The 23,791-nt window shown below is 42.8% G+C and carries 37 protein-coding genes; 34 read left to right on the top strand and 3 right to left on the bottom strand.

Features of this window, described 5'->3' with window-relative positions; genetic code table 11:
- Window positions 1-13: 13 nt before the first annotated feature.
- Together FTT88_RS08240 and FTT88_RS08235 are read right to left on the bottom strand one after the other, a co-directional pair.
- On the bottom strand, window positions 14-1,597 hold the full coding sequence (locus FTT88_RS08240) for a helicase HerA-like domain-containing protein (protein WP_180105597.1): 1,584 nt from the start codon (window positions 1,595-1,597) through the stop codon (window positions 14-16).
- Window positions 1,598-1,611: 14 nt separating this feature from the next.
- On the bottom strand, window positions 1,612-2,814 hold the full coding sequence (locus FTT88_RS08235; protein ID WP_180105596.1) for a PLP-dependent transferase: 1,203 nt from the start codon (window positions 2,812-2,814) through the stop codon (window positions 1,612-1,614).
- Window positions 2,815-2,972: 158 nt separating this feature from the next.
- Between FTT88_RS08235 and FTT88_RS08230 the strand changes: the two genes are divergently transcribed.
- From FTT88_RS08230 to FTT88_RS08080, 31 genes are all read left to right on the top strand, one after another.
- Entirely contained in the window at window positions 2,973-3,710 is a 738-nt protein-coding gene (locus tag FTT88_RS08230) for a type 1 glutamine amidotransferase (protein ID WP_078189281.1), read from the top strand.
- A 268-nt stretch (window positions 3,711-3,978) separates the two neighbouring features.
- A complete protein-coding gene (gene rpsJ / locus FTT88_RS08225) occupies window positions 3,979-4,290 on the top strand; it encodes a 30S ribosomal protein S10 (RefSeq protein WP_000070912.1) in 312 nt (103 codons plus the stop codon).
- Window positions 4,291-4,349: 59 nt separating this feature from the next.
- On the top strand, window positions 4,350-4,988 hold the full coding sequence (rplC, locus tag FTT88_RS08220; RefSeq protein WP_078189280.1) for a 50S ribosomal protein L3: 639 nt from the start codon (window positions 4,350-4,352) through the stop codon (window positions 4,986-4,988).
- Window positions 4,989-4,999: 11 nt separating this feature from the next.
- The gene (rplD, locus tag FTT88_RS08215) at window positions 5,000-5,602 is read left to right on the top strand and encodes a 50S ribosomal protein L4 (RefSeq protein ID WP_078189279.1); all 603 of its coding nucleotides are present in this window, start codon (window positions 5,000-5,002) and stop codon (window positions 5,600-5,602) included.
- Window positions 5,599-5,919 carry a 50S ribosomal protein L23 gene (gene rplW, locus FTT88_RS08210; protein ID WP_005012992.1) on the top strand — a complete coding sequence of 107 codons (321 nt, stop codon included), beginning with the start codon at window positions 5,599-5,601 and terminating at the stop codon, window positions 5,917-5,919. Before rplD ends, rplW begins: the two co-directional genes overlap by 4 nt.
- An 11-nt stretch (window positions 5,920-5,930) precedes the next feature.
- Window positions 5,931-6,755 carry a 50S ribosomal protein L2 gene (gene rplB / locus FTT88_RS08205; protein WP_078189278.1) on the top strand — a complete coding sequence of 275 codons (825 nt, stop codon included), beginning with the start codon at window positions 5,931-5,933 and terminating at the stop codon, window positions 6,753-6,755.
- Between the two features lie 19 nt (window positions 6,756-6,774).
- Window positions 6,775-7,050 carry a 30S ribosomal protein S19 gene (gene rpsS / locus FTT88_RS08200; protein WP_004281508.1) on the top strand — a complete coding sequence of 92 codons (276 nt, stop codon included), beginning with the start codon at window positions 6,775-6,777 and terminating at the stop codon, window positions 7,048-7,050.
- Window positions 7,051-7,061: 11 nt separating this feature from the next.
- A complete protein-coding gene (rplV, locus tag FTT88_RS08195; protein ID WP_035265103.1) occupies window positions 7,062-7,391 on the top strand; it encodes a 50S ribosomal protein L22 in 330 nt (109 codons plus the stop codon).
- Window position 7,392: 1 nt separating this feature from the next.
- Window positions 7,393-8,145: a 30S ribosomal protein S3 gene (gene rpsC / locus FTT88_RS08190; protein WP_078189277.1), complete on the top strand. Its 753-nt coding sequence runs from the start codon at window positions 7,393-7,395 to the stop codon at window positions 8,143-8,145.
- A 3-nt stretch (window positions 8,146-8,148) separates the two neighbouring features.
- Entirely contained in the window at window positions 8,149-8,562 is a 414-nt protein-coding gene (rplP, locus tag FTT88_RS08185; RefSeq protein ID WP_078189276.1) for a 50S ribosomal protein L16, read from the top strand.
- Window positions 8,562-8,759 (top strand): 50S ribosomal protein L29, encoded by a 198-nt coding sequence (gene rpmC / locus FTT88_RS08180; RefSeq protein WP_005012982.1) that lies wholly within the window; start codon window positions 8,562-8,564, stop codon window positions 8,757-8,759. Before rplP ends, rpmC begins: the two co-directional genes overlap by 1 nt.
- The gene (gene rpsQ, locus FTT88_RS08175) at window positions 8,756-9,013 is read left to right on the top strand and encodes a 30S ribosomal protein S17 (RefSeq protein WP_078189275.1); all 258 of its coding nucleotides are present in this window, start codon (window positions 8,756-8,758) and stop codon (window positions 9,011-9,013) included. Before rpmC ends, rpsQ begins: the two co-directional genes overlap by 4 nt.
- Before the next feature lie 89 nt (window positions 9,014-9,102).
- Entirely contained in the window at window positions 9,103-9,471 is a 369-nt protein-coding gene (gene rplN / locus FTT88_RS08170) for a 50S ribosomal protein L14 (protein WP_005012978.1), read from the top strand.
- A gap of 9 nt (window positions 9,472-9,480) precedes the next feature.
- Window positions 9,481-9,798, top strand: coding sequence for a 50S ribosomal protein L24 (rplX, locus tag FTT88_RS08165; RefSeq protein ID WP_078189274.1), 318 nt, complete (start codon window positions 9,481-9,483; stop codon window positions 9,796-9,798).
- 15 nt (window positions 9,799-9,813) lie between these two features.
- Entirely contained in the window at window positions 9,814-10,350 is a 537-nt protein-coding gene (gene rplE / locus FTT88_RS08160) for a 50S ribosomal protein L5 (protein WP_067762907.1), read from the top strand.
- Window positions 10,351-10,359: 9 nt separating this feature from the next.
- Window positions 10,360-10,665 (top strand): 30S ribosomal protein S14, encoded by a 306-nt coding sequence (gene rpsN / locus FTT88_RS08155; protein ID WP_067762906.1) that lies wholly within the window; start codon window positions 10,360-10,362, stop codon window positions 10,663-10,665.
- A gap of 12 nt (window positions 10,666-10,677) precedes the next feature.
- A complete protein-coding gene (gene rpsH / locus FTT88_RS08150) occupies window positions 10,678-11,073 on the top strand; it encodes a 30S ribosomal protein S8 (protein ID WP_078189273.1) in 396 nt (131 codons plus the stop codon).
- Between the two features lie 13 nt (window positions 11,074-11,086).
- Window positions 11,087-11,620 (top strand): 50S ribosomal protein L6, encoded by a 534-nt coding sequence (rplF, locus tag FTT88_RS08145; protein WP_078189272.1) that lies wholly within the window; start codon window positions 11,087-11,089, stop codon window positions 11,618-11,620.
- 14 nt (window positions 11,621-11,634) lie between these two features.
- The gene (gene rplR / locus FTT88_RS08140) at window positions 11,635-11,985 is read left to right on the top strand and encodes a 50S ribosomal protein L18 (protein ID WP_067762903.1); all 351 of its coding nucleotides are present in this window, start codon (window positions 11,635-11,637) and stop codon (window positions 11,983-11,985) included.
- 2 nt (window positions 11,986-11,987) lie between these two features.
- On the top strand, window positions 11,988-12,485 hold the full coding sequence (rpsE, locus tag FTT88_RS08135; protein ID WP_067762902.1) for a 30S ribosomal protein S5: 498 nt from the start codon (window positions 11,988-11,990) through the stop codon (window positions 12,483-12,485).
- A gap of 6 nt (window positions 12,486-12,491) precedes the next feature.
- Window positions 12,492-12,668 carry a 50S ribosomal protein L30 gene (gene rpmD, locus FTT88_RS08130; RefSeq protein WP_005012961.1) on the top strand — a complete coding sequence of 59 codons (177 nt, stop codon included), beginning with the start codon at window positions 12,492-12,494 and terminating at the stop codon, window positions 12,666-12,668.
- A 3-nt stretch (window positions 12,669-12,671) separates the two neighbouring features.
- A complete protein-coding gene (rplO, locus tag FTT88_RS08125; RefSeq protein ID WP_078189271.1) occupies window positions 12,672-13,112 on the top strand; it encodes a 50S ribosomal protein L15 in 441 nt (146 codons plus the stop codon).
- Between the two features lie 45 nt (window positions 13,113-13,157).
- Entirely contained in the window at window positions 13,158-14,477 is a 1,320-nt protein-coding gene (secY, locus tag FTT88_RS08120; RefSeq protein WP_171263746.1) for a preprotein translocase subunit SecY, read from the top strand.
- A 20-nt stretch (window positions 14,478-14,497) separates the two neighbouring features.
- Window positions 14,498-14,614 carry a 50S ribosomal protein L36 gene (gene rpmJ, locus FTT88_RS08115; RefSeq protein ID WP_000867907.1) on the top strand — a complete coding sequence of 39 codons (117 nt, stop codon included), beginning with the start codon at window positions 14,498-14,500 and terminating at the stop codon, window positions 14,612-14,614.
- A gap of 107 nt (window positions 14,615-14,721) precedes the next feature.
- Entirely contained in the window at window positions 14,722-15,078 is a 357-nt protein-coding gene (gene rpsM, locus FTT88_RS08110; RefSeq protein WP_078189269.1) for a 30S ribosomal protein S13, read from the top strand.
- Window positions 15,079-15,097: 19 nt separating this feature from the next.
- Entirely contained in the window at window positions 15,098-15,484 is a 387-nt protein-coding gene (gene rpsK / locus FTT88_RS08105; RefSeq protein ID WP_001040166.1) for a 30S ribosomal protein S11, read from the top strand.
- A gap of 12 nt (window positions 15,485-15,496) precedes the next feature.
- On the top strand, window positions 15,497-16,123 hold the full coding sequence (gene rpsD / locus FTT88_RS08100; protein WP_078189268.1) for a 30S ribosomal protein S4: 627 nt from the start codon (window positions 15,497-15,499) through the stop codon (window positions 16,121-16,123).
- A 17-nt stretch (window positions 16,124-16,140) separates the two neighbouring features.
- Window positions 16,141-17,148: a DNA-directed RNA polymerase subunit alpha gene (locus FTT88_RS08095; protein WP_004650465.1), complete on the top strand. Its 1,008-nt coding sequence runs from the start codon at window positions 16,141-16,143 to the stop codon at window positions 17,146-17,148.
- An 18-nt stretch (window positions 17,149-17,166) separates the two neighbouring features.
- Window positions 17,167-17,532 carry a 50S ribosomal protein L17 gene (gene rplQ, locus FTT88_RS08090; protein ID WP_005012953.1) on the top strand — a complete coding sequence of 122 codons (366 nt, stop codon included), beginning with the start codon at window positions 17,167-17,169 and terminating at the stop codon, window positions 17,530-17,532.
- Window positions 17,533-17,748: 216 nt separating this feature from the next.
- The gene (locus tag FTT88_RS08085) at window positions 17,749-19,239 is read left to right on the top strand and encodes an NAD(P)/FAD-dependent oxidoreductase (protein ID WP_180105595.1); all 1,491 of its coding nucleotides are present in this window, start codon (window positions 17,749-17,751) and stop codon (window positions 19,237-19,239) included.
- 133 nt (window positions 19,240-19,372) lie between these two features.
- Window positions 19,373-20,170, top strand: a complete 798-nt coding sequence (locus FTT88_RS08080; RefSeq protein WP_373685350.1) for an alpha/beta fold hydrolase — start codon at window positions 19,373-19,375, stop codon at window positions 20,168-20,170.
- A gap of 43 nt (window positions 20,171-20,213) precedes the next feature.
- Here the strand turns inward: FTT88_RS08080 and FTT88_RS08075 are convergent, their stop codons facing one another.
- Complete coding sequence (locus FTT88_RS08075) at window positions 20,214-21,386, bottom strand: acyl-CoA dehydrogenase family protein (RefSeq protein WP_168379120.1); 1,173 nt, start codon at window positions 21,384-21,386, stop codon at window positions 20,214-20,216.
- Window positions 21,387-21,568: 182 nt separating this feature from the next.
- Between FTT88_RS08075 and FTT88_RS08070 the strand changes: the two genes are divergently transcribed.
- The 3 genes from FTT88_RS08070 (at window position 21,569) to FTT88_RS08060 (ending at window position 23,790) form a co-directional block, all read left to right on the top strand.
- Window positions 21,569-21,826 carry a succinate dehydrogenase assembly factor 2 gene (locus tag FTT88_RS08070; protein WP_078189264.1) on the top strand — a complete coding sequence of 86 codons (258 nt, stop codon included), beginning with the start codon at window positions 21,569-21,571 and terminating at the stop codon, window positions 21,824-21,826.
- Window positions 21,819-22,205, top strand: coding sequence for a hypothetical protein (locus FTT88_RS08065; RefSeq protein ID WP_078189263.1), 387 nt, complete (start codon window positions 21,819-21,821; stop codon window positions 22,203-22,205). The genes FTT88_RS08070 and FTT88_RS08065 overlap by 8 nt, the downstream gene beginning before the upstream one ends.
- A 520-nt stretch (window positions 22,206-22,725) precedes the next feature.
- Window positions 22,726-23,790 (top strand): hypothetical protein, encoded by a 1,065-nt coding sequence (locus tag FTT88_RS08060; RefSeq protein WP_180105594.1) that lies wholly within the window; start codon window positions 22,726-22,728, stop codon window positions 23,788-23,790.
- Window position 23,791 lies beyond the last annotated feature (1 nt).

Genomic DNA, 23,791 nt, shown 5'->3' with positions numbered 1-23,791 from the left:
TTGGGCTTTTAGATTATTTCTTGCCGAAGAGAGAACCTAAGAGGCCACGGATAATTTTCTGACCTGTCGACCCACCCAAGCTGCGTGCTGCACTTTTTGCAAAAGTTCCTACAGTGTCTTGAATCAGTTTTTCACGTTGTTTGGCTGAGCGCTCAGCGTCTTTTTGTTGTTCGCGTGCAAGGCGTTCTTGTTCACGCGCTTGCTGTTTAGCGAGTGCATCCGCTTCCTTGGCTTTTTGTTTGGCCAAGGCTTCTTGCTCTTTGGCTTCTATTTTATCTTGTTCCGCTTGGACGGCTTGTTGTTGGCGCTCCGCCACTTTATTTTGTAAAAGTTCATAGGCACTTTCACGATCTGCTTCGGTGTCATACACACCTGCGACAACGCTATTTGCCATCAGAGCTTTGCGTTCTTCTACAGCAATTGGGCTAAATGAAGAGTAGGGTGGCATCACCCAAGCACGTTCAACAATTTGAGGTGTGCCTTGTTCATCTAGACAGCTGATCAGTGCTTCACCTACAGCCAGTTCCGTAATCACTTGATCGACTTTAAACGCAGGATTGGCTCGGAAAGTATCTGCTGCCGTCTTAACAGCTTTCTGATCTTTGGGGGTAAATGCACGTAGCGCATGTTGAACACGGTTACCCAGTTGTCCTAAAACACTCTCAGGTAGGTCAAGTGGATTTTGCGTTACAAAGTAAATGCCGACCCCTTTAGAGCGAATCAGACGAACCACTTGTTCAATCTTTTCTTGTAAAGCAGGGCTGGCATTATCAAACAATAAATGCGCTTCATCAAAGAAGAACACCAGTTTGGGTTTATCCATATCTCCAACTTCGGGCAATTGTTCAAACAGTTCTGACAGCATCCAAAGTAAAAAAGTCGCATAGAGCTTAGGGGTATTCATTAACTTGTCGGCGGCGAGCAGGTTGATGTTGCCGCGACCTTGTGCATCCGTTTGAATGAAATCCATGATATTGAGCGCAGGCTCACCAAAAAACTTGTCACCACCTTGATCGGCCAATGCGAGCAAATTACGTTGAATTGCACCTAAGCTTGCAGGTGATAAATTGCCATATTCATTTTTAAATTCTGCTGCATGTTCACTGACGTAGCTGATCATGGCTTTTAAGTCTTTAAAGTCGATGAGCAATAAGCCCTGATCATCGGCAATACGAAAGACCGCAGATAACACGCCTTCTTGCGTGTCGTTTAAATTCAGAATTCGGGCAAGGAGAAGTGGACCAATTTCAGAAATGGTGGTGCGAATGGGATGTCCTTGTTCACCAAACAAATCCCAAAACACCACAGGGGAGGCAGCAAAAGGAATGCTCCCGATATTTAAACTTTTAATTCGTTCGTCAAACTTAGGATTGCTTTCACCTGCTTTGGCAAGGCTAGAAACATCCCCTTTGGCATCGGCTAAAAATACAGGTACACCCAGCCGAGAAAAACTTTCTGCCAACACCTTCAACGTCACCGTCTTACCAGTACCTGTGGCCCCAGCAATCAAACCATGGCGGTTTGCAAATTGTGAATGAAGCACCACATCTTGTGTGGTGTCTTGTGTTTTTTTGCCAATAATAATTGGTGTACCCATAGATGTTCCTGTATTTATTCGAGTTGCTGTTTATTTAAATGTTGTAGTGCGTTTTCTATATCTTGTATTAAATCTGCAGGATGTTCTAGTCCTATACAAAAGCGAACCAGTAAGCCGGCTTGAATATGTGAATGTTCGAGTACACGCATATCTTTTAAGTTATATAGCATGACTAAACTGACTGGGCCACCCCAGCTAAAACCAAGCTTAAAGAGTTTCAGCGCATCGCAAAAGCGGCGTACATCTTGCAAGCTATATTTTTCATTAAATACCACGCTGACCAAGCCGGCACTGTGTTGTTCTGTACAAATTTCTTTCCAATACTGATGTCCTGCGGAAGCTTCATCAGCAGGATGTAAAACCTGTACAAAGGCTGGTTGCTGTTTTAGCCAATTTAATAAAGTTAAAGCACTTTGTGACTGGTGTTCATAGCGAAGGCGCATAGAAGCCAGACTGCGTTGTACTTGCGCGGCGTCATCACCAGAGATACTAATGCCTTGAATGGCGTGCGCACGAAACAGTTTGTGATGAAGCTTTTTATCTCGTGTAATTACCGAACCCATCAAAATATCCCCGCCGCCACTTGGGTATTTGGTCAAGGCATGTACACTGATATCGACACTCAGATGCTCAGCACTGAAATCAAAAGCATTAAAGGCAAGTCCTGCTCCCCAAGTATTGTCCAGTGCAGTGAGCATGTTCTGCGCTTGGGCTTTTTTGACCAAGCCGACTAAATCTGGAAACTCTAAAGTGACAGATCCAGCAGCTTCTAACCAAATAAGCTTGGCTTGCGCTGAAGGTGTGAATGAGTTGACATCAATCGGGTTATAAACCTTGACCACGATACTGTAGCGGGTTTCTAGGTTGCGTAGATGTTCCATATTTGGGCCATAGATATTATCTGCGACCCACACTTCATCCCCTTGACTTAAAAAACATGAATTGACCAAATTAATTGCAGATAAACCGCTTGGTGTGAGTAAGTGATACAAGCCACCTTCAATCTGAGCAATCTGATCGCCTAGGGTAAATGTCGTGGGGGTACCATGCGTGCCATAGCTATAGTCATAATCATCGGTCCAATGGCGATTAAATAGCGCATCTGTATTTTCGAAAATTATAGTGGATGCACGAAACAGGGGAGGTTGAACACTATTGATGTATTGCGGTGCCTTTCTTGGTGCATGAATGAGTTCGGTTTGAGGATTCTTTTTCACGTGGCGCTCTGAAATGATCAAAATAATAATGAATGTTCAAAAGAATACGACTAAAACGCATGGATTTACGATGCTTTTGTATAGAAAATTAAGTGAAAAGCAAAGTTGGCTTCATTCTTGCAAAACCGATATCAGAGCAACAACAATAGGTTTAGCGCATGAAGTCGCATTTAAAAGTACATTATTTTCAGCATATTGCTGGCGAAGGGTTCGGCAGTTGTTATGAATTTTTAAAACAGCATCAGGCCAAAATTACGGCCACAGAATTCTTTGCATTACCGGTCGATCAAGCCTTGGATCTCGAGGCTTTGCCGCATGTTGAAGATGTCGATTTACTTATCATTATGGGTGGGACCATGAGTGTAAATGATGAGGCAAATTTCCCATGGTTAAAAATAGAAAAACGGTGGCTGCGACGCTATTTAGCACTCGGTAAACCCGCAATTGGGCTTTGTTTAGGTGGGCAATTGATTGCCAATGCCTTGGGTGGTGCGGTGAGTCGAAATGCACAACAAGAATTGGGTTGGACGACCATCCGTAAGGTCGCTAACGTACCGCATGACTGTTTCAAACTACCTGAAGAGTTTAAAGTCATGCAGTGGCACAGTGAAACATTTGAAATTCCGAAAGGAGCGGTATTACTGGCAGAAAATGATGCATGTCGTAATCAAATGTATCAAATCGGGCAAAATGTTTTGGGCTTCCAATTTCATCCTGAAATTACCCCGGAAGTACTCGATTTATTTTTGGAAAATGATGAAGAAGTGGCATTTTTTTCAGGAACACATGTACAGCCAGTACATGATCTACGGAAAAGCGCAAAAAACAAATTTATTGAGGGAAATCAAATACTAAACCAAGCAATAGAGTATGTATTAAGAAAAAATGCCTATTGATTAAAAGTTAAGCAATTGATCTTGCATAAAAAATGAAAAATATAAGAAAAACAGCAAAAGACATTTGCTTATGCATTAAACAATAGCTATAATGGGCGACCCTTTGATGAAGGGGGTTAGCTACGAATAAAGTAGTTAACATCGTGACAGTCGCGGCATCGATCGTGACCTTAGTGATATTTCACTGCTCTTGACACTTGCCTCTTTTAAAGTGGGGTGAGATGCGTCAAGGGTGATTCTTTATATATTTGGCTTGGAGTTAACTGGTATGTCTAACCAGAGAATTCGTATCCGTCTTAAGTCTTTTGATCACCGTCTAATTGATCAATCAGCTCAAGAAATCGTAGAAACAGCAAAACGTACTGGCGCACAAGTTTGTGGTCCAATCCCGATGCCTACACGTATCGAACGTTTTAACGTTTTAACATCACCACACGTTAACAAAGATGCGCGTGACCAATACGAGATCCGCACTTACAAACGTTTGATCGACATCGTTCAACCTACAGATAAAACTGTTGATGCATTGATGAAGTTAGATCTTGCAGCTGGTGTTGATGTTCAGATCGCTTTGGGTTAAGGCTTTCGGTTAATTAACGCTCTAAGTTAATTAGGCCGCTTTTTTAGAGGTTTATGCACATGGCTATTGGTTTAGTCGGTCGCAAGTGCGGTATGACACGTATCTTTACAGATGCTGGTGTTTCTGTACCTGTAACAGTGATTGAGGTTGATCCTAACCGCATCACACAAATCAAAACGCTTGAAACTGATGGTTATCAAGCGATTCAAATCACTACTGGTGAACGTCGCGAATCTCGCGTAACTAACGCTCAGAAAGGTCACTTTGCGAAAGCTGGTGTAGCTGCTGGTCGTCTAGTTCAAGAATTCCGCGCTACAGAAGCTGATCTTGAAGGTCGTGAAGTTGGCGGAACTATCGGTGTGGATGTGTTCACAGTGGGTCAAATTGTTGACGTTACTGGTACATCTAAAGGTAAAGGTTTCCAGGGTGGTGTTAAGCGTTGGAACTTCCGTACTCAAGACGCTACACATGGTAACTCTGTATCTCACCGTGTTATCGGTTCTACAGGTCAAAACCAGACTCCTGGTCGCGTGTTCAAAGGCAAAAAAATGCCTGGTCACTTAGGTGCTGAACGTGTAACTACACAGGGTCTTGAAATCGTTGCTATCGACGCAGAACGTTCAGTTCTAGTTGTTAAAGGCGCGGTTCCTGGTGCTACTGGTGGCGACGTTACTGTTCGTCCTACTATCAAGGCCTGAGGGGAAATAACGTGAATTTAAATACTGTTTCCGGCTCTGCTGTTGAGTTATCTGAAGTTGCGTTTGGTCGTGATTTTAACGAAGCTCTTGTACACCAAGTTGTTACAGCTTACTTAGCTGGTGGTCGTCAAGGTTCTAAAGCGCAAAAATCACGTGCTGACGTTTCTGGCGGTGGTAAAAAACCTTTCCGTCAAAAAGGTACTGGCCGCGCTCGTGCTGGTTCTATTCGTAGCCCAATCTGGGTTGGCGGTGGTAAAACTTTTGCTGCTCGTCCACAAGACTGGTCTCAAAAAGTAAACCGTAAAATGTATCGCGGTGCTATGCAATGCATCCTGGCTGAGCTTGTTCGTCAAGATCGCCTTGTTTTAGTTGAAGAGATTGCTGTTGCAGCTCCAAAAACTAAAGAATTGCTTGCAAAACTTAACGACTTGAATGCACCTCGTGCATTAATCGTTACAGATGCTGTTGATGAGAACTTGTATCTTGCTGCTCGCAACATTCCACACGTTGATGTGGTTGATGCTGCTGCAATCGATCCTGTTAGCTTGATCGCGTTCGATAAAGTTGTTATGTCTGTTGCTGCTGCTAAGAAAATTGAGGTAGAACTCGGATGAACAACGAACGTATCTATCAAGTCCTACAAGGACCTGTATTCTCAGAAAAAGCACAAGTTTTAGGCGAAACTGCTGGTGTTCAAGTGTTCAAAGTTGCACTAGATGCAAACAAACTTGAGATCAAAAAAGCTGTTGAGCAACTATTTGGTGTTCAAGTTGTTAAAGTTAACACAACGATCACTAAAGGTAAGACTAAACGCTTTGGTAAAACATTAGGACGTCGTTCTGATGTTAAAAAAGCATACGTCACCCTGAAAGCTGGCCAAGATGTTGAAATGGCTGACTTGGGCGATACCGCTGAAAACGCAGCGGAATAAGGACGAAAATTATGCCGATTCAAAAATGTAAGCCAACGTCTCCAGGACGTCGCTTTGTAGAGAAAGTGGTTCATAACCACCTTCACAAAGGCGCGCCATATGCTCCGTTGGTTGAAGCTAAAAAACGTACTGGCGGTCGTAATAACAACGGTCACATTACAACTCGTCACGTTGGTGGTGGTCATAAACAGCACTACCGTATCGTAGACTTCAAACGTAACAAAGACAGCATCCCTGCTGTAGTTGAGCGTATTGAATACGATCCAAACCGTACAGCTCATATTGCTTTATTGAAATATGCTGACGGTGAACGTCGCTATATTATTGCACCTAAAGGCCTTCGCGCTGGTGATCAAGTTCAATCTGGTAACGATGCTCCAATCCGTCCAGGTAACTGCTTGCCACTTCGCAACATGCCTATCGGTTCTACTCTTCACAACATCGAGCTTAAAATCGGTAAAGGCGCACAATTAGTACGTTCTGCTGGTACATCTGCTCAATTGTTGGGTCGTGACGGTTCTTACGCTATCATTCGTCTTCGTTCAGGCGAAATGCGTAAAGTACACGTTGAATGCCGTGCTGTGTTAGGTGAAGTTTCTAACTCAGAAAGCAACCTTCGTTCACTTGGTAAAGCAGGTGCATCACGCTGGCGTGGCGTTCGTCCTACCGTACGTGGTATGGCGATGAACCCAGTAGACCATCCACATGGTGGTGGTGAAGGACGTAACAAAGGTATTCAACCTGTAAGTCCATGGGGTCAAAAAGCTAAAGGGTACAAAACACGTACCAACAAGCGTACGACTAAGATGATCATTCGCGACCGTCGCGTTAAGTAACAAGTAAAGGAATCTGACAATGCCTCGTTCTCTGAAAAAAGGCCCATTCGTCGATGCGCACTTGTTCGCTAAGGTTGAAGCGGCTATCGCGGCTAATAACCGTAAGCCGATCAAAACTTGGTCGCGTCGTTCGATGATCTTACCGGATTTTGTTGGTCTAACAATTTCTGTACACAATGGCCGTAACCATGTTCCAGTGATTGTATCTGAGCATATGGTTGGTCATAAATTAGGTGAATTCGCGCCAACTCGTACCTATCGTGGTCACGGTGTTGACAAGAAGTCTAAACGTTAATAGGTGCTATGATGGAAGTAACTGCTAAATTACGCGGTGCCGCTATCTCGGCACAAAAAGCACGTTTGGTTGCAGACCTAATTCGCGGCAAATCTGTTGCGCATGCTTTAAATATCTTAAACTTCAGCAACAAAAAAGCTGCAGTTTTAGTTAAAAAAGCATTGGAATCTGCGATTGCAAACGCTGAACACAATAACAGTTTAGATGTAGACGACCTTAAAGTTTCTACGATCTACGTTGATGAAGGCATGAGCCTGAAACGTATTTTGCCACGTGCTAAAGGCCGTGCAGATCGTATTACTAAGCGTACTTGTCACATTACCGTTAAGGTAGGGGTTTGATATGGGTCAGAAGGTTCATCCAATCGGTATCCGCCTAGGTGTTGTGAAACGTCATAACGCTAACTGGTATGCGAATCCGAAACAATATGCTGAATATTTGCTAAAAGATCTTCAAGTTCGTGAGTTTTTAACTAAAAAACTTAAGAATGCGATGGTAAGCAATATTCTTATCGAACGCCCTACAGGCGCAGCTAAAGTAACTATTAGCACTGCACGTCCTGGTATCGTGATCGGTAAAAAAGGCGAAGACATTGAGAAATTACAACGCGAATTAACAGCCATTATGGGTGTTCCTGCGCAAGTAAGTATCAACGAAATCGATCGCCCAGATTTAGACGCTCGTTTAGTTGCTGAAGCAATCGCTTCTCAATTAGAAAAACGTGTAATGTTCCGTCGTGCTATGAAGCGTGCGGTTCAAAACTCTATGCGTGCTGGTGCTAAAGGTATCAAAGTAGAAGTTTCAGGCCGTCTAGGTGGTGCTGAGATTGCTCGTACTGAATGGTATCGTGAAGGTCGTGTACCTCTTCATACTCTTCGTGCTGACATCGACTATGCTACTATGCGTGCTGAGACTACTTACGGTACGATCGGCGTTAAAGTATGGATCTTCCGTGGTGAGATCTTGGGTGGCATGAAACAAGTCATGAACCCAGCTCCAGCTGAAGAACGTCCAGCTAAACGTGGTCGTGGTCGTGGTGAAGGTCAAGAGCGTCGTGGTCGTCGCAATGATCGTTCTGCTGAAAAAGGAGAATAATCCATGTTACAACCTAAACGTACTAAATTCCGTAAAGTGCAAAAAGGCCGTAACACTGGTCTAGCACATCGCGGTAGCTCAGTATCTTTTGGTACTATTGCACTTAAATCAATTGAACGTGGTCAAATGACTGCACGTCAAATTGAAGCAGCGCGTCGTACAATCAGCCGTCGTATTAAACGTGGTGGTAAGATCTTTATCCGTGTTTTCCCAGACAAACCAATTACTGAAAAACCATTAGAAGTTCGTATGGGTAAAGGTAAAGGTTCTGTGGAATACTGGGTTTGCCAAATCAAACCAGGTAAAGTCTTGTACGAAATTGATGGTGTTAACGAAGAACTTGCTCGCGAAGCGTTTACGCTTGCTGCAGCAAAACTTCCGTTTAAAACCACTATCGTGACTCGGACGGTAATGTAATGAAAACTAATGATCTACGTGAAAAGTCGGTAGAAGAGTTGACAGCTTTGCTTGATGAGCAACAGCTTAACCAATTCCGTCTTCGTATGGCGAAAGCAACTGGTCAATTGGGTAAATCGCACGAAGTTGCGCTTACTCGTAAGACAATTGCTCGTATTAAGACCCTCCTTACCGAAAAACAGGGGAACGGACAATGAGTGAACAAACAGTTCGCACGTTAACCGGTAAAGTAGTTAGCGACAAGATGGACAAGTCTATCGTTGTTCTTATCGAACGCCGCGTTCAACACCCGTTGTATGGCAAATCAATCCGCCGTTCAACTAAATTACACGCTCATGATGAAAACAATGTTGCTAAAGTTGGCGACGTAGTAAGCATCAAAGAAAGCCGCCCAATTTCTAAAACTAAGTCTTGGACTTTAGTTGAAGTTGTTGAAGCTGCTGCTGAGTAATTAAACGTTCTTGCATCATCGGTCAATTTCGAGTACTCTTTGAGCCTTTCGAAATTGCGACCGGTGATGCTCGGTTTTGGAGTAGGGCAATGATTCAAACCGAAAGTATGCTCGACGTAGCAGACAACAGTGGTGCTCGCCGCGTACAATGTATTAAAGTACTTGGTGGTTCACATCGTCGTTATGCTTCTGTTGGCGACATTATTAAAGTTACTGTAAAAGAAGCTATTCCACGCGCACGTGTTAAAAAAGGTGACGTGATGAATGCTGTAGTTGTACGTACAAAATTCGGCATCCGTCGTGCAGATGGTTCAGTTATTCGTTTCGACGATAACGCAGCTGTTATTTTGAACAACAACAAAGCGCCGATTGCAACTCGTATTTTCGGACCAGTGACTCGTGAACTTCGTACTGAACAGTTCATGAAAATTATTTCATTGGCTCCTGAAGTTCTATAAGAGGCACTCATGGCTAAGATTAAAAAGGGCGATCAAGTAATTGTGATCGCAGGTAAAGAAAAAGGCAAACAAGGTACTGTTTTGTCTGTTTCAAATGACCGTGTTAAGGTTGAAGGCCTTAACTTGGTAACGAAGCATCAAAAGCCTAACCGAGCTACTGGCGCTGAAGGCGGCATCGTAACTCAAGAAGCTGAGCTTCATATCTCTAACGTGGCAATTTTTAATGCTACAACCCAAAAGGCTGACCGTGTTGGTTACCAAGTGATTGAAGGCGTGAAAACTCGCGTATTCAAATCTAATGGTGAATCAGTGGCGGTAGCGAAGTAATAGGTTGACTAGGCAATGGCCAGACTTAAAACGCGTTACAACGACGAACTTAAGGCTCAATTAAAAGAAACATTGGGCGTTAAGAATGTGATGGATATTCCTCGCATTACAAAAATCACCATCAACATGGGTGTTGGTGCTGCATCAGCTGACAAGAAATTGTTAGATGGCGCTCTTTCTGATATGCAAGCAATTGCTGGTCAAAAACCAGTACTTACTTTAGCTCGTAAATCTATCGCTGGTTTCAAAATCCGTGATGGTTGGCCGATCGGCTGTAAAGTTACTTTACGCGGCGAACGTATGTACGAATTCTTAGACCGTTTGATCTCTATCGCGATCCCTCGTATCCGTGACTTCCGTGGTTTCTCTGCGAAATCATTCGATGGTCGTGGTAACTACTCAATGGGTCTTAAGGAACAAATCATGTTCCCTGAAATCGATTTTGATAAGATTGATCGTATTCGTGGTATGGACATTACCATCACTACGACTGCTCGCACCGATGACGAAGGCCGTGCGCTTATGCGTGCATTCGGCTTCCCGTTCAAATAAGAGGTCGATATGGCTAAGAAAGGTATGATTAATCGCGAATTGAAACGCGAAGCTACTGTTGCTAAATACGCTGCGAAACGTGCTGAATTAAAAGCAATTATCGCAAACGTTAATGCATCAGACGAAGAACGTTTCGAAGCGATGATGAAATTTCAAGCATTACCACGTAATGCGTCTCCAGTACGTCTACGTAACCGTTGTGGTTTAACTGGTCGTCCTCATGGTTACTTCCGTAAGTTCGGCTTAAGCCGTAACAAATTACGTGAAACAGTAATGCAAGGTGATGTACCGGGCGTTGTTAAGGCAAGCTGGTAAGGAGCACTATAAATGAGTATGCAAGATACCGTTGCCGACATGCTAACACGTGTTCGTAACGCACAAATGGCAAAGAAACAAACTGTTTCTATGCCAAACTCAAAGTTGAAAGTTGCGATTGCTAACGTACTTCAACAAGAAGGTTATATCGCTGATGTAGCTGTTGCTGACAATGAAGGCAAAGCGACTTTAACGATTACTTTAAAATATTTCGAAGGCAAACCAGTTATCGATACTGTGAAACGCGTAAGCCGTCCTGGTCTGCGTCAATATCGCGGTAAAGATGCACTTCCTAGCGTTAAGCAAGGTTTAGGTATTGCAATTGTTTCTACAAGCAAAGGCATCATGACTGATCGCGCTGCACGTGCTGCAGGTATCGGTGGTGAAGTTATTGCTTTTGTTTCTTAATAGGTGATTCCTCATGTCTCGTGTGGCTAAAGCCCCAGTAACTGTACCTAACGGTGTTACAGTTACTCAGAACGGCCGGCAGGTCGAAGTGAAAGGCAGCAAAGGTACATTGTCTTTCAACCTGCATGCGCTGGTCGAGCTAAAACAGGAAGACGGTACTCTAGTTATTGCTCCTAAAGCTGAATCTAAAGATGCTTGGATGCAAGCTGGTACTGCTCGCGCTGTGCTTAACAACCTTGTAAAAGGTGTTAACGAAGGTTTCGAACGTAAGTTACAGCTTATCGGTGTTGGTTATAAAGCTGCGGTTAAAGGTAACATTGTTAACCTTAACCTTGGTTTCTCTCACCCGATCGACTACAACCTTCCTGAAGGTGTAACTGCAGAAACTCCTACTGCAACTGAAATTGTACTTAAATCTGCTGATAAAGCTAAATTAGGTCAAGTTGCTGCAGAAATCCGTGGTTACCGTCCGCCAGAGCCTTATAAAGGTAAAGGTGTTCGTTATTCTGACGAAGTTGTACTTCGTAAAGAAGCTAAGAAGAAATAAGGCGCGAGGTTCTTATGAACGAAAAGAAACAATCCCGTTTGCGTCGTGCGAAAAGCACACGCTTGCACATCCGTGCATTGGGTGCGACTCGTTTGTGTGTAAACCGCACTCCGCGTCACATCTATGCTCAAGTTATCTCTGCAGATGGTGGCAAAGTATTAGCGCAAGCTTCTACTTTAGACGCTACTCTACGTGCTGGTACTACTGGTAACGTTGAATCGGCTCAGAAAGTTGGTGCTTTAATTGCAGAACGTGCTAAAGCGGCTGGTGTAACTAAAGTTGCATTTGACCGTTCTGGTTTCAAATATCATGGTCGTATCAAAGCCTTGGCTGATGCTGCTCGTGAAAACGGCTTGGAGTTCTAATCATGGCTAAAGTTGAACAAAACGAAGGTCTTGTTGAAAAGCTGGTTGCCGTTGATCGTGTAGCCAAAGTTGTTAAGGGTGGTCGTATCTTCTCTTTCACAGCATTAACTGTTGTGGGTGATGGTAATGGTCGCGTAGGTTTTGGTCGTGGTAAAGCACGTGAAGTTCCAGCTGCTATTTCTAAAGCACTTGAAGCTGCTCGTCGCAACATGATTACTGTTGACCTTGTTGACGGTACTGTTCAGCACCCTATCAATGCTCGTCACGGTGCAAGCCGCGTTTACATGCAACCTGCTTCTGAAGGTACTGGTGTAATTGCTGGTGGCGCTATGCGTGCAGTTTTAGAAGCTGTAGGTGTACGTAACGTATTAACTAAGTGTTATGGTTCTACTAACGCTGCTAACGTAGTAAACGCAACTTTTAACGGTTTGCGTGATATGACTTCTCCTGAGAAAGTTGCTGCGAAACGTGGTTTATCAGTAGCACAAATTCAAGGGTAATCAATCATGAAAACGATTAAAGTTACCCAGACTAAATCTTCATCGCACCGCTTGAAAAATCACAAGCTTAGCCTTAAAGGTTTAGGTCTGCGTCGTATTGGTCATACAGTTGAAGTGCAAGATACGCCTTCTAACCGTGGTATGATCAACCAAGTTTACTATATGGTTAGTGTAGAGGAATAAGCCATGACTCTGCGTTTAAATACAATTGCACCTGCAGAAGGTGCTAAGCGTGACAACCTTCGTTTAGGCCGTGGTATCGGTTCTGGCGTTGGTAAGACTGGTGGCCGTGGTGTCAAAGGTCAAAACTCACGTAAGAGCGGTGGTACACGTCCTGGTTTCGAAGGTGGTCAAACTGCGTTATACCGTCGTTTACCTAAATTCGGTTTCACTAGCCAAATGGCTTTGAAAACTGCTGAAGTACGTTTATCAGAACTTGCTAAAGTTGAAGGCGACATCGTGTCTCTTGAAACTTTAAAAGCTGCTAACGTTGTACGTAAAGATATGTTGCGTGCACGCATCGTACTTTCTGGTGAAATTACTCGTGCATTCACTGTTCAAGGTGTTGCATTGACTAAAGGCGCTAAAGCTGCTGTTGAAGCTGCTGGCGGTAAAGTCGAGGAGTAATCCCCAGTGTCTATGACTCCTAGTTCGACAGGTCATGTTAACATGATGAAAGGCCAACCTTTTCATGTGAAATATCGTGAAATTATTCGCCGTATGATGTTCCTCATCGGGGCGTTGTTGGTTTTTCGACTGGGAGCACATATTCCAGTACCGGGCATTAACAATGCCGCACTAGAGAATCTGTTTAATGCAAACCAAGGTACGATCCTTGGTTTGTTTAACATGTTCTCAGGTGGTGCATTAGAGCGTATGTCAATTCTTGCTCTTGGGATTATGCCGTATATCTCTGCATCGATTATCGTGCAGTTAATGTCTACGGTTGTTCCTTCGCTGGAAGCTTTAAAGAAAGAAGGCGAACAAGGTAAGCGTAAGATCAATCAATATACGCGACAAGGCACATTGTTTCTTGCACTTGTGCAAGCCGTTGGGATGTGTGCAGGTCTGATTAGTCAAAATATTACTTTGACTAGTGGACTTGCTTTTTACGTTCCTGCTGTAACTTCTTTGGTTGCAGGTACAATGTTCCTGATGTGGTTAGGTGAGCAAATTACTGAGCGTGGAGTAGGGAATGGTATTTCCATGATCATCTTCGCTGGTATCGTTGCTGGTTTGCCGAACTTGGTTCTGCAATCTTTAACCTCAGTAGATAATGGCCAATCAAGTTTAATTGGTCTTGCAATCTTTGCATTGCTATCTGTTGCAGTGTTAGCAGCAATTGTGTTTATTGAGAAGGCGCAGCGTCGCATTCCAGTAAACTATGCTCAAAAACAGCAAGGTCGTCGTGTATTTACTGCTCAGCAAACACATTTGCCATTAAAAATTAATATGGCGGGTGTGATTCCTGCAATTTTTGCGAGTTCATTGCTATTGTTCCCAGCGAGCTTAGGGCAATGGGTTGGCAGTGCAGACCCAAATGCTGGCGTGATTAAACGTGGCCTACAAGATTTGGCACTCGTATTGTCGCCGGGTCAACCGATGTATTTGGTGCTATTTGGTGCATTAATTATCTTCTTCTGTTACTTCTATACTGCGCTAGTATTTAGTCCGAAAGAAGTGTCAGAGAATTTAAAACGTAGTGGTGCTTATGTACCGGGTATTCGTCCTGGTGAGCAAACTGCACGCTATTTAGATCATATTTTGAATCGTTTGACTTTTATTGGCGCGGTTTATATCACAATCATCTGTTTAATGCCGATGATTCTACAAAGCTCATTTGGTATTCCATTTAGCTTAGGTGGTACGTCTTTACTGATCGTAGTGGTGGTGGTGATGGACTTTATGGCTCAGCTCCAAGCTCATCTCACATCGCATCAATATGACAATCAATCGTTAATGCGTAAAACGACTGCTCATCCGAAAGGATAAGCGCACTTAGAGGTTTCATTATGAAAGTTCAAGCTTCTGTAAAGAAAATTTGTGGTAGCTGTAAAGTTATCCGTCGTAATGGGGTTATTCGCGTAATTTGCAGCGCAGAACCTCGTCATAAGCAGCGTCAAGGTTAATCTGATCAAGACCTGTTGATTTCAGTAGGCTAATTAGGTTATTATCCGCCCCTCAAAGATTTTGTCGGGCGGTTGATTATCTTAACTGCCTTTTTGGAGAAAATTGAATGGCTCGTATTGCCGGTGTAAACATTCCGGATAACAAGCATGCTGTTATCTCTCTAACGTACATTTTTGGTATTGGTCGCCACACTGCAAAAGCTATCTTAGCTGCTGCTGGTATTGCACCAACAACTAAAATTCGTGAATTAGATGACGCTCAGCTTGATGCGATTCGTGCAGAAGTTACTAAGGTTCCTACCGAAGGTGATTTACGTCGCGAAATTTCCATGAACATTAAACGTTTAATGGATTTAGGCTGCTACCGCGGTCTTCGTCATCGTCGCAGCTTGCCTGTCCGTGGTCAACGCACCAAAACTAACGCACGTACCCGTAAAGGTCCGCGCAAACCTATTAAGAAATAAGATTTCTGGAAGCTAAAAGATGGCTAAAGATACTCGCACACGCAAGAAGGTCACTCGTACCGTCTCTGAAGGTGTTGCACACATTCACGCTTCTTTTAATAACACCATTGTGACTATTACCGATCGTCAAGGTAATGCACTGGCTTGGGCTACCTCTGGTGGACAAGGCTTCCGTGGATCACGTAAATCAACTCCGTTTGCTGCTCAGGTAGCTGCTGAGGTTGCTGGTAAAGCTGCTTTAGATTACGGTTTGAAAAACTTGGACGTCCTTGTAAAAGGTCCTGGTCCAGGTCGTGAATCTGCGGTTCGTGCTTTAGGTGCAGTGGGTTATAAAATTAACAGCATTACCGATGTGACGCCAATCCCGCACAACGGTTGCCGTCCACCTAAAAAACGTCGCGTGTAAGGAGAAACATTCATGGCTCGTTATATTGGTCCAAAATGCAAACTCTCTCGCCGCGAAGGGACAGACCTGCAATTAAAATCTGGCGTTAAACCATTTGACGTCAAAACAAAAAAAGCTGCTAAAGCACCTGGCCAACATGGTGGCGCTCGTGGCGGCAAACAATCTGAGTACTCACTACAATTACGTGAAAAACAAAAAGTACGTCGTATGTACGGTGTTTTAGAGCGTCAATTTAGTAACTACTACAAAGAAGCTGCTCGTGTTAAAGGCGCAACAGGTGAAAACTTGTTGAAACTTCTTGAAAGCCGTCTAGATAACGTTGTTTATCGCATGGGTTTTGGTTCTACACGTGCAGAAGCTCGTCAGCTTGTATCTCACCGTTCAATCACTTTAAATGGTCGTCGTGTTAACATCGCGTCTATCCAAGTTAAAGCTGGTGACGTTGTTGCAGTTCACGAAGGTGCTAAACAACAATTGCGTATCAAAAACGCAGTTGAGTTAGCGACTCAACGTGGCATTCCAGCTTGGATTGAAATTGATCATTCTAAATTGGAAGGTACGTTCAAAGCTGCACCAGATCGTTCTGATTTACCTGCTGAAATCAACGAAAGCTTGATTGTAGAATTGTATTCTAAATAATCCTTGAGGTAGCAATAATGACGCGTACTGCAAATGAGTTTCTAACTCCGCAAGCGATCAAGGTCGAAGCGGCAAGCGGGACCTCGGCAAAAGTTATTCTAGAACCATTAGAGCGTGGCTTTGGTCATACTCTTGGTAATGCTTTACGTCGTATCCTTTTGTCTTCTTTACCTGGCGCAGCCGTGGTTGAAGTAGAGATTGAAGGTGTCGAGCACGAGTACAGTACTTTGGAAGGCTTGCAGCAGGACATCGTCGAGCTCTTGCTGAACCTAAAAGGATTGTCTATTAAGCTGTTCGATCAAAATGAAGCTTATCTGACATTGGAAAAACAAGGTCCTGGCGACGTTACAGCCGCTGACCTTCGTTTACCACACAATGTTGAAGTGGTTAACCCTGAACACTTGATCGGTACTTTAAGTGCTTCTGGCTCATTAAAAATGCGCCTGAAAGTTTCTCAAGGTCGTGGTTATGAGACTTCTGATTCACGCTTCCCTGAAGGCGAAACTCGCCCAGTGGGTCGTTTACAATTAGATGCTTCTTACAGCCCAATCAAACGTGTGTCTTACACAGTGGAAAACGCTCGTGTAGAACAACGTACTGACCTTGATAAATTGATCATTGATCTTGAAACCAACGGTACTGTTGATCCTGAAGAAGCAATCCGCAAAGCGGCAACAATCTTGCAACAACAAATTGCAATTTTTGTTGATCTTCAGAAAGATCAAGCACCAGTTGCTCAAGAACCTCGTGAAGAAGTTGATCCGATTTTGCTTCGTCCAGTAGATGATCTAGAGCTTACTGTTCGTTCTGCTAACTGTTTGAAAGCAGAAAATATTTACTACATTGGCGATCTTGTTCAACGTACTGAAGTTGAGTTGCTTAAAACTCCTAACTTAGGTAAAAAATCGTTGACTGAGATTAAAGATGTTCTGGCATCGAAAGGCTTGCAATTGGGCATGCGTTTAGAGAACTGGCCACCGGCTAGCCTCCGCATGGACGATCGCTTTGCTTATCGTAGCCGTTAATTAAGTAGGACTATCACCATGCGTCATCGTAATAGTGGTGTGAAATTAGGCCGTACAAGCAGTCATCGTAAAGCGATGTTCCAAAACATGGCTAATTCTTTGTTCGAACACGAGTTAATTAAAACTACTGTTCCTAAAGCAAAAGAATTACGTCGTGTTGCTGAGCCTTTAATCACTTTAGCTAAAGTCGATTCTGTAGCAAACCGTCGTTTAGCGTTTGCTCGTACTCGTTCAGCTGCAACTGTTGGTAAATTATTTACCGTTCTTGGCCCTCGTTACAAAGAACGTAACGGCGGTTATCTACGTGTTCTTAAAGCGGGCTTCCGTGCAGGTGATGCTGCACCGATGGCTTACGTTGAGCTAGTAGATCGCGAAGTTAACTAATTTCGTGAAGAGCAGCGTACGTTGTTCTAAAAAAGGTCGGTTTTTAACCGACCTTTTTTAATGCCTGCAGTTTTGTATTGGCTGTATATTGTTAGACAATAATTCAATTTGTCCTTAAAAGATAAAAATAAATCGCCTTTTGCTTAAACTTGACATTGTGCATTGTCAAAAATGTGATTTAATAAATATAAATCTAAGATAGGTTAAAAGAACAACATGGAAAAACAAGTTGATATTCTCATTGTAGGTGCAGGGATCTCTGGTGTAGGTTTGGCTGCTCATCTTTCAAAAAATTGTCCAAATCGTTCATTTGAAATTATTGAACGACGTGAAAGTTTCGGTGGTACATGGGATCTTTTTAAATATCCGGGTATTCGTTCTGATTCGGATATGTCAACTTTTGGCTTCAATTTTAAGCCGTGGAAAAAATCTAGTGTGCTTGCTGATGGGTCTTCGATTAAAGGCTATCTTTCTGAAGTGATTGATGAATATAAGATTAAAGAAAAAATTCATTTTCAGCACCGTGTTGTGAGTGCGAACTACGATTCACAAACTCGTAAATGGTCTGTTGTTATTGAAGATGCGAAGAAGAAACAACAAACCTGGGTTGCAAATTTCGTCTTTGGCTGTACGGGTTATTATAATTATGACCAAGGTTTCCAACCTGAGTTTAAAGGGCAGGAAAACTTTAAAGGTACCTTCATTCATCCACAACATTGGCCTGAAAATTTTAATTATGCAGGCAAAAAAGTTGTGATTATTGGTAGTGGCGCAACAGCAATTACCCTTGTGCCAGCAATGGCAAAAGGCGGTGCAGGGCATGTGACTATGCTACAGCGCTCTCCGACCTATATTGCCTCAGTACCTTCTATTGACATCATTTACGACAAAATGCGTAAAGTATTACCTGAAGATGTTGCTTATAAACTTACCCGTGCACGAAATATCGGTGTCCAACGGGCTGTTTATGCTATTGCACAAAAGCAACCTAAATTACTCCGTAAATTTTTATTAAAATCAATTGAGTTGCAGTTGAAAGGTAAAGTGGATATGAAGCACTTTACCCCAGATTACAATCCTTGGGATCAGCGCCTTTGTGTGGTGCCAGATGGTGATTTGTTTAAAATTTTACGTGAAGGCCGTGCATCTGTTGAAACCGATCAAATTGAAAGTTTTACTGAAAATGGCATTCAATTAAAATCAGGTAAACATTTAGAAGCGGACGTGGTGATTTCAGCTACAGGACTCAACATTCAAATTCTAGGCGGGATCAGTGCCACAATCGATGGACAGCCATTAAATACCTCTAAACATATGTTGTACCGTGGCGTGATGGTCAGTGATGTACCCAATATGGCGATGATTATTGGCTATATTAATGCTTCATGGACATTAAAAGTCGATATTGCTTCTGAATACATCTGTAAATTGATTAACTATATGGATCAAAATGGTTATAACCAAGTGATTCCACAAGGCGATGCGACCGAGTTGTTAGAAGATACAGTAATGGGAAGCTTGACTTCAGGCTATATTGCACGTGCGGCAGATGTGATGCCAAAACAGGGTAAACATGCACCGTGGAAAGTCAGTAATAACTATTTGGCAGATCGTAAAGAATTAAAGCATGCTTCATTTGAAGATGGGGTGCTGAAATTTGAAAAAAAGTCTGATCAACTAGCGGCTAAACCCAGATTAGTTTCTTAAGTCAGTTACATAAAAAAGGAGCATCATGCTCCTTTTTTTTGCTTTAGATATGTGACTTTAGGGTTTTATTTGATGCGCTTTATTTGTTGAAAAATATATCATGTTGAAATAAGGAAAAGCACACAGGGTTAATGTGAATATTCAAGAACATTCAGAATTTATAAAATTAAATGCTTATGAGCTATATACCAAAGCTTGGCAGCCTGAAACTACGGATAAAGATGCAACTTTGGCTCCGATTATATTGATGCATGATTCACTAGGCAGTGTTGATTTGTGGCGTGATTTTCCTGCGCAATTGGCTGCTGAGTCTTGCAGAACGGTGATTGCCTATGATCGATTGGGTTTTGGCCGATCGTCAGCGAATCCTCATCTATTAAGTACAGATTTTGTCTATGCTGAAGCGCGGCAGGGCTTTAAGGCACTTCTTCAACATTATTCCATTCAACAGTTTATCGTGATGGGGCATAGTGTTGGCGGGGGAATGTCAGTCGTCATTGCAACTGAATATCAAGAACAATGTCATGGTCTGATTACCATAGCTGCGCAGTATGAAGTGGAAGAACTGACATTATCGGGTATACGTGAAGCCAAAACAGGTTTTGCGCAGCCGGGACAGCTTGAACGCTTGGCTAAATACCATGGGGATAAAGCCCAATGGGTTTTGGATGCTTGGACTGAAACTTGGCTCTCACCGAGTTTTCGTCAATGGAACCTCGAGCAATATGTTGGAAAAGTACAGTGTCCAAGCTTGATCATCCATGGAGAACTGGATGAATACGGGACGACAGCACAAGCTCAGAAACTTTTTTCGGGTATACAAGGTGATGCTGAGCTAGAGATTTTGGAAGGGCTTCATCACATGCCGCACAAAGAGCAACCCGCATTGGTCGCTGCACTCATCTGTGATTTTGTGAATGATTTAAGTTGATATCGAAAGAATATAAAAGCCCATCCGATGATGGGCTTTGTTGTTATAAAGAGCGGGAAATCAGCTCTTTCATAATTTCATTGGTACCGGCGTAGATACGATTGGCTCGATTGTCAATATAAGCCCGTGCAATTGGATATTCAAGCATATAGCCATAGCCACCATGCAACTGCAGACATTCATCCACGACTTTGGAAAACATTTCTGAAATTTTGTATTTAGCAGCGGCTGCAGCGTCAATACCGAGCTGTTCCTCAAGTTGTAGTTCCATACAGCGATCTAGATAAGCTCGACAAAAATCGATTTCAGTACGTAGTTCTGCCAATTTAAAACGTGTGTTTTGGAAACTTGATACGGTCTTGCCAAATGCCTTACGTTCTTTGGTGTATTGAACAGTGTGCGCAAAGGCTGCTTCTGCACCTGCTTGGCAAATAATCGCGACCAACATACGTTCCCAAGCCAATTCCTTCATCAGCATCATAAAGCCCATACCTTGCATGCCAAGTAAGTTGCTTTTAGGGACGCGGACATTGTCAAAGAACAGTTCACAGGTATCCTGACCTTTCATGCCAATTTTATTTAAAGGTTTGCCTTTGCTAAAACCGACGCGATCTGCCTCGACGATAATTAACGATAAATTAGCTGAACCTTTTTCACTATTACCTGTCTTGCAGACCACAATTGCCATGTCACATAAATAGCCATTGGTGATAAAGATTTTTGACCCATTAATAATATAGTCATCGCCATCTTCTGTAGCGGTTGTGCGTACCGCTTGTAGGTCTGAACCTGTGCCCGGTTCGGTCATTGCAATGGCAGTCACGGTTTCGCCAGATGCCATTTTCGGCAGCCAATGCAACTTTTGTTCTTCATTGCCAAAGTTATGAATATAATTGGCCACGATGTCGGAGTGCAGTGAAAAGCCGGTAGAGGAGTCCATAGCATAGGCCTGCTCTTCAATCAGAATCATGCTATAGAGTCGGTCTACACCATAGCCGCCATAAGCTTCGGGCATGGTCGGGCAAAGCAAGCCCATGGCACCGGCTTTATTCCATAAGTCACGGTCTACATGTTGTTGTTTTTCATACTTTTCGATATTGGGCACAACTTCTTTTTCATAAAATTTTCGTACTGTTTCACGAAATGCATCATGCTCTGCATTAAATAATTGACGTGGCAGCATGTTATTGAGTGGGCGAATCGCTCCAGATTGCATTTTGAATATCCTATTCATTTTTATGGCTTTGTCTTCAAGTTATAAGATGCAGCGTGTGACTGCAATGTGCAGAACATTCAAAAGCAAGAATTGCGTTGAAGCATTCGGTCAATCTTTGAAAACACTCCACTTCAATGGGGTGGATGAGTTACACTAGACGGGTTCAACGATTGGGGAAGACAATGACTGATGAAATCAGCTTAGAAGAGCGTAAAGTGATCTACCGCGCACGTCGTGGTTTAAAAGAGATTGATGTTTATTTTGATCCCTACGTCAAAAATTACTATTTACAAGCCGATGCAGCTGAAAAAGACATGTTTGCAGAACTCGTTGCTGCAGAAGATCCAGATTTGTTGGATTGGTTTATGGAAGTTAGTGAACCGCCACGTCCTGAATTAAAAACGTTTATTCAAAAATTAAAACATTACGTTCATGGATAATCGGCAATTCAAACTGAAACGCAGTTTTTTATCGCATGCGTTTCAGTTTTTTATTTTTGCGGTATTGATGACGCTGCTTTATCAGTTACTAACACCCATGCTTTGGGGGATATTTTTCCTCATCGGGCTAGTGGTTTATGTATTGTTTTTCCGTAAGCATTTACACGTCACCAGTCTAGATTATTTGGATGGAACTGATTGGTCTTTGCAACGACTCAACCGTCCGGTGCAACGCGTTCAAATTAGCCATATTTTGGATCATCAAATGTATATCGTGGTGTATTTTATGCATGCGCGTGCAAAACCAGTGATTATTTGGCGCGATCAATTGTCATTGAAACAGTGGAAATCACTCAAAGTATTGGCCAAAATGATCTAATTGTTAGACAGCCTTTATTTTTAAAATTCAATAAAATGAAAATATTTCATTATCTTATGTTGTGGGTAAAATAATCTTGTCTGACAGGATTGAAATTTATTGGCAAAATATTTAAATTGTCTGACAATTTTAAGCTGTGCGGTGATTCTCTGCCTATATATTAGCCTTACCAACAGCCGTTAAAGGAAATCATCATGATGATGCCAACTTGGATGTTTCTGGTAATAGCGATTGTGTTAGCAATTGTTATAGGACGACTAGGAACAGTGCTGAAGGAACAGTTAACTCAAAAATAAGCAGTCAAACGCTTTCACAGTTAATAAGTAGCATGTGCCGAACCGTCGCTATGCTACTTTTTTTTTGCCTAAAATTTAGTCTTTCTAAAAAATCAGTCAATTGCATTCAGCGTGATTCATGGCACAGTGTGTCGTTCAAATTAGAGCAAATACTCTTTTATTCATTTTTTGCTTCTGATATGTTTGTCGTGATGGACATAAACACAATTATAGAGGACAGGAAAATGTCGAGCGTCCAAAAAATATGCCAGGGTGTGGCAGTTGTAGCAATAACAAGTACATTATTCGCGGGTTGTTCACAGGTTGTAAAAACCGGTGCTAATGTTGCACTCGGATTTACCGAAAAACATATTGTGCCACCAATTTTAGCCATGGAAGATGCTGAAATGGTGTGTAATTCAGGTAATTCATTAACCCCAGCCATTATGGCCACCAAAGATATGGGCGCAGACCCAACACGTGTGGCTGTGTTGATGTATTCAGCAGCAGGGATTTGTGCAGAACAAAAAGCCTTGGATGCAGAGTTACGTTATTTACGTGCATCTAAAGCTAACCAAGTAACCGAAGCACAGGATGCCCGTGTTGAGCAAAAGCGTTGGGCGGCACTTGCGGCACAGCGTCAATATACCGGCTATCAATTATTTCAAGATCGTTTTGAAAAGAAGTATAAGAAAAGTCTAGGTGAAGGCTGTCCAAAAATGAACAGCGACATTGACCAAACAGTGTATATGTTGGGAATGTTAAGTGGCTTACAGGCCATGACCAATGATATTAACTCAGGTGGGGCGGTAAACGTTCCTAAAGACATTGCTGCGATTGTTGAACGCGGTATGGTATGTCTAAATAATGAAAAATTCTGGGGCGCACCAAATGCAACCCGCGCTGTGATCTGGACGTTATTGCCGGGTGCAGGTGATGGAAAACCTGATCCATACCAAACATTGAAACAATCTACGCAAATTGGTGAGCAAAAGGGTGTGAGACTGTCACATGCTTTATATGCGGTTGCTGCACAGGCCAGTGGCGATGATGCGAAAATCCGTGATGCCTTACGTACCTTTGCACAAGCGCGTAGCGATGAGAAACCTGTTAACCCACAATTTAAGCTCATCGATAGTATGGCTGAAAGCATGGTGAAAGGGATTTCAGATCGTTATTGGACTGAACATACAGGCGTTCGTACGGCTGATGATGGTATGGAACATTTCTGGGATGAAAGTGCCAATAGTTCTGAACTCGATGATTTGTTTAGTGGTGATATTGAAACCAGTGGCACAGCTGCAAATTAAT

The organism is Acinetobacter sp. YH01024 (assembly GCF_013420195.1).
Taxonomy (GTDB): domain Bacteria; phylum Pseudomonadota; class Gammaproteobacteria; order Pseudomonadales; family Moraxellaceae; genus Acinetobacter; species Acinetobacter amyesii.
This window is presented reverse-complemented; position numbering and strand designations above follow the sequence as displayed.